5 protein-coding genes are annotated in these 3,620 nt (G+C 53.7%); 4 read left to right on the plus strand and 1 reads right to left on the minus strand.

Going from position 1 to position 3,620, the window contains the following annotated elements; translation table 11 throughout:
• Positions 1–309 precede the first annotated feature (309 nt).
• Positions 310–1,053 carry an IclR family transcriptional regulator gene (locus CR155_RS20460; protein ID WP_102071901.1) on the minus strand — a complete coding sequence of 248 codons (744 nt, stop codon included), beginning with the start codon at positions 1,051–1,053 and terminating at the stop codon, positions 310–312.
• Positions 1,054–1,116: 63 nt separating this feature from the next.
• On the opposite strand from CR155_RS20460, the gene CR155_RS20465 reads away from it, so the two are divergent.
• The 4 genes from CR155_RS20465 to CR155_RS20480 all read left to right on the plus strand — a co-directional run.
• On the plus strand, positions 1,117–2,322 hold the full coding sequence (locus CR155_RS20465; protein WP_233214440.1) for a thiolase family protein: 1,206 nt from the start codon (positions 1,117–1,119) through the stop codon (positions 2,320–2,322).
• A gap of 4 nt (positions 2,323–2,326) precedes the next feature.
• Positions 2,327–2,746 (plus strand): Zn-ribbon domain-containing OB-fold protein, encoded by a 420-nt coding sequence (locus CR155_RS20470; protein ID WP_102071902.1) that lies wholly within the window; start codon positions 2,327–2,329, stop codon positions 2,744–2,746.
• Positions 2,739–3,407 (plus strand): 3-oxoacid CoA-transferase subunit A, encoded by a 669-nt coding sequence (locus tag CR155_RS20475; protein WP_102071903.1) that lies wholly within the window; start codon positions 2,739–2,741, stop codon positions 3,405–3,407. The genes CR155_RS20470 and CR155_RS20475 overlap by 8 nt, the downstream gene beginning before the upstream one ends.
• The coding region (locus CR155_RS20480) for a CoA-transferase (protein ID WP_304528535.1) at positions 3,407–3,620 on the plus strand (214 nt) is incomplete at its 3' end. The genes CR155_RS20475 and CR155_RS20480, both read left to right, overlap by 1 nt.

The following is a 3,620-nucleotide window of genomic DNA, read 5'->3' on the forward strand; positions in this document are numbered from 1 at the left end:
TTAGGTGGCATCATTTTCCTGACGATTTGCTCTTTGAGCTCAGGGCTATAGGCGGACATGAAAACACTCCAACCGCCCCCTCATCTATTAGGTTCAAGTGACCGGACATCTATTGTGACAGAGGGGGATGCTTTATTACGACAATTCGGCGCCGTAGGGGCAGCCCTTTGCTTATGCTCTCAATTGTTACAGTTTCCTGAGCGCTTTCCACCGGTTGACTGTAATCAATGTAAATGATTGAGTTGACGGGAGAATGTGCGCCGGAATACGGTGCATAGCTTCTCTATCGAATTCTCTGCCGAGGGACGCTCACGGCCTGAACGGCGAGATGCCACCAAGATCTTCGGATAGCTCCCAAGCTGTGCGCTTAATCTCAGGGACAAGCTTCTCTAAATTGGCTTCATCAAAACGATAAAGTGGAATTACCACCGAGATTGCCCCCATTAGGGATGTTCCGTGCATGAACACGGGGCAGGCGACTGCTGCGCTTTCCGGATCTCGCTCGCCTTGCGAGACCGAATAGCCCAGACGCCGGATAGTGTCATAACGTTCTCCTCCCGCCCCGTCACCGATCGCGCGGATGACGTGTCCTGCCGCACCGACGTTCAGGTCGAAATGTTTTCCCTCCACTACGTGCATTCGTACAGAGCGCCGCGGCTGTATGTGATGCAAACATATCCGTTGATCTCCTTCCCGCACGTACAGGCTGGCGCACTCATCGACTGCGGCCACAAGCTGCTTGAGGTGTGGAACCACGTAGTCGGTCATATTGAAGGAGCGGCGATACATCTCGCTGAGTATGAGCACACTTGGTCCGACAACGTACCGACCGTCAGGCAGGCGCTTGACGAAACCCGCAAGCATTAACGATTCCAGCAGTCTGAGTATTGTGCTTTGGTAAAGGCCCGTTTCGCTCGCTAGCGTGGAAAGTGTTAGCCCGTCCTCTGAAGATTCGAACGCACTTAAGACTTGGAGGGCGCGATTGACGGCCGCTACTCCGTCTTTCTTTCCTGCACTCGCGGGGGATAACCCCAATGAACTTTCTTTAGCCATAGTATTAGAATCTGTTTCTGAAAACGATAAAAATAGAAATTAATTCTATTTTACAGGAAAGAGATGAACTTATCAGAAACTTCGCCTTATTTTGGAAGCGGACGCCACGCACGTATGCCGTGCATTGTCGGTGCCTACGAGCATCCTACGCGCTACGCGCCCGAAACCACGGTGGCACGACTTCACGCCGACGTAGCGCTCGGTGCACTCGAAGACGCGGGCATTAACAAGGATGACATCGACGGTTATTTTTGTTCGGGTGATGCGCCGGGAATGGGGCCGACTTCACTTGCCGAATACCTCAATCTCAACACCAAATATGTTGATTCCACTGACGTTGGAGGCGCCTCGTATCTGAGTCTTGTGAATCACGCCGTGCGTGCTATTAATGAGAATAAATGCAATATCGCGCTCATCACGCTGGCGGGGCGGCCACTTAGTGAAGGCGTGACCACCGGCATCAAGCCGAAGGTTCGTAACGTGAGTCAACCGGACTATCCTTGGGAGCAACCCTACGATATCGCCAATGTATCTGGTTATGCCATGTGTGCCATGCGGCACATGTATGAATACGGCACGACCGCGGAACAGTTGGCCATGATCAAAGTGGCGGCATCACACCATGCGCAATTCAATGCCAATGCAAAGTTACAAAAGCCGGTGACAGTGGAGGAGGTGGTGAATTCGCCAGTCATCGCGGATCCTTTGCACCGCTTGGATTGCTGTGTGATTACAGACGGCGGTGGAGCAATCATCCTGGCTCGTCCCGAAATTGCCCGTACGCTACGCAAGCCGCTTGTTCGCGTAATAGGTGCCGGTGAGTCTGTAAAGCACCAGAACGGCGGCTATATCGACCTTACCTATACCGGTGCGGCGTGGTCTGGTGCAAGTGCTTTCGAAGAGGCCGGCGTTACTCCGCAGGACATCCAGTATGTCTCGCTGTACGACAGCTTTACGATCACGGTGCTCATGCTTCTTGAAGATCTGGGATTCTGCAAAAAAGGGGAGGGTGGCCGATTCGTAGAGGATGGAAACCTGATATCAGGCGTGGGTCGACTTCCCTTCAATACCGATGGTGGTGGGCTGTGTAATAACCATCCTGCTAACCGCGGCGGCATGACAAAGATCATCGAGGCGGTACGCCAGTTGCGCGGAGAGGCCCATCCTGCGGTGCAGGTGCCGAATTGCGCTCTTGCTCTTGTGCAGGGCATAGGCGGTATGTTGGCAACCCGGCACGGAAGCGCCACCTTGATTTTAGAAAGGGGATAGAAAGATGAGTTCATGGGAAAAGGACTATTTCGCTCCTATCGTCGATGAGGACTCCAAACGATTCTGGTCAATGGCCAGCGAGAAGCGGCTGGTGATCAAGCATTGCATGTCATGCGATAAGTCCCATTGGTATCCGCGACCACGGTGTCCCTTCTGCTTGGACGGAAATACCGTCTGGAAAGAAGCTTTGGGTGGAGGCTCTATCTATTCCTACAGCGTTATGAGACGGGCGGTCAAACCTTACATCGTCGCGTTCGTGACATTAGATGAGGGCCCAAGCGTGCTGACTAACATCGTAGATTGCGATCCTGTCCGGCTCCAAATTGGCATGCGCGTCGTTGTTACCTTCCGGCATCCAGAAGGCGACAGCAGTGCGATTCCGGTGTTTCGACCGGCAGATATTGAGGAGGGAAACAATGGATAAAACCATAGCATCGCTGGAAGAAGCAGTAGCCGATGTGATAGATGGCTCCACGCTTATGATCTCAGGTTTTGGCGGCGCTGGACTGCCCTTTGAGCTCGTGGACGCGGTCCTCGCCGGTGGAGCACGCAACTTGACGATCATTAGCAACAATGCTGGTAGCAAAGGCATGGGCATCGCCAAACTGGTCAAGCAAGAACGGGTACGAAAGGTTATCTGCTCATTTCCTCGTCAGCCGGGCTCCGATGATTTCGACCAACTGTACCGCAGGGGCGCCATTGAGTTGGAACTGGTCCCGCAAGGCACACTGGCCGAACGAATCCGAGCCGGTGGAGCAGGAATAGGGGCCTTTTTCACTCCCACAGCAGTGGGAACTGAGCTCGCCGTAGGAAAAGAGGTGCGTTCCATCGGCGGTATAGAGCAAGTGCTTGAGCACGCGTTAGTGGCTGATTTCGCACTCATCAAGGCGAATGCCGGTGACCGTTGGGGCAATCTTACCTATCGAGGCACAGCACGGAATTTTGGGCCGGTCATGGCTACTGCGGCTCGATGCACTATTGCCCAAGTAAATCACATCGTGCCTCTTGGGGACATCAACCCGGAACACGTCGTGACAGCTGGGATCTATGTCAATCGCGTTGTGTTAGCTCCAAGGATGCACTAATGAAACCGACTTATACGCCAAGGACGCCCGATGAGATCGCCAAGCGCGTAGTGGAGGATATCCACGACGGGGCTTATGTAAATCTCGGTATCGGCCGACCCATGCTTGTATCGAACCACCTTCCCGCAGGCAAGGACATCATTCTTCATAGTGAGAACGGCGTTCTTGGGATGGGTGCCGTTGCCACTGGGCCCGAAGCGGACCCAGACTACG

The sequence above is a fragment of the Pollutimonas nitritireducens genome (assembly GCF_002849615.1).
In the GTDB taxonomy this organism is placed as follows: Bacteria; Pseudomonadota; Gammaproteobacteria; order Burkholderiales; family Burkholderiaceae_B; genus Pollutimonas; species Pollutimonas nitritireducens.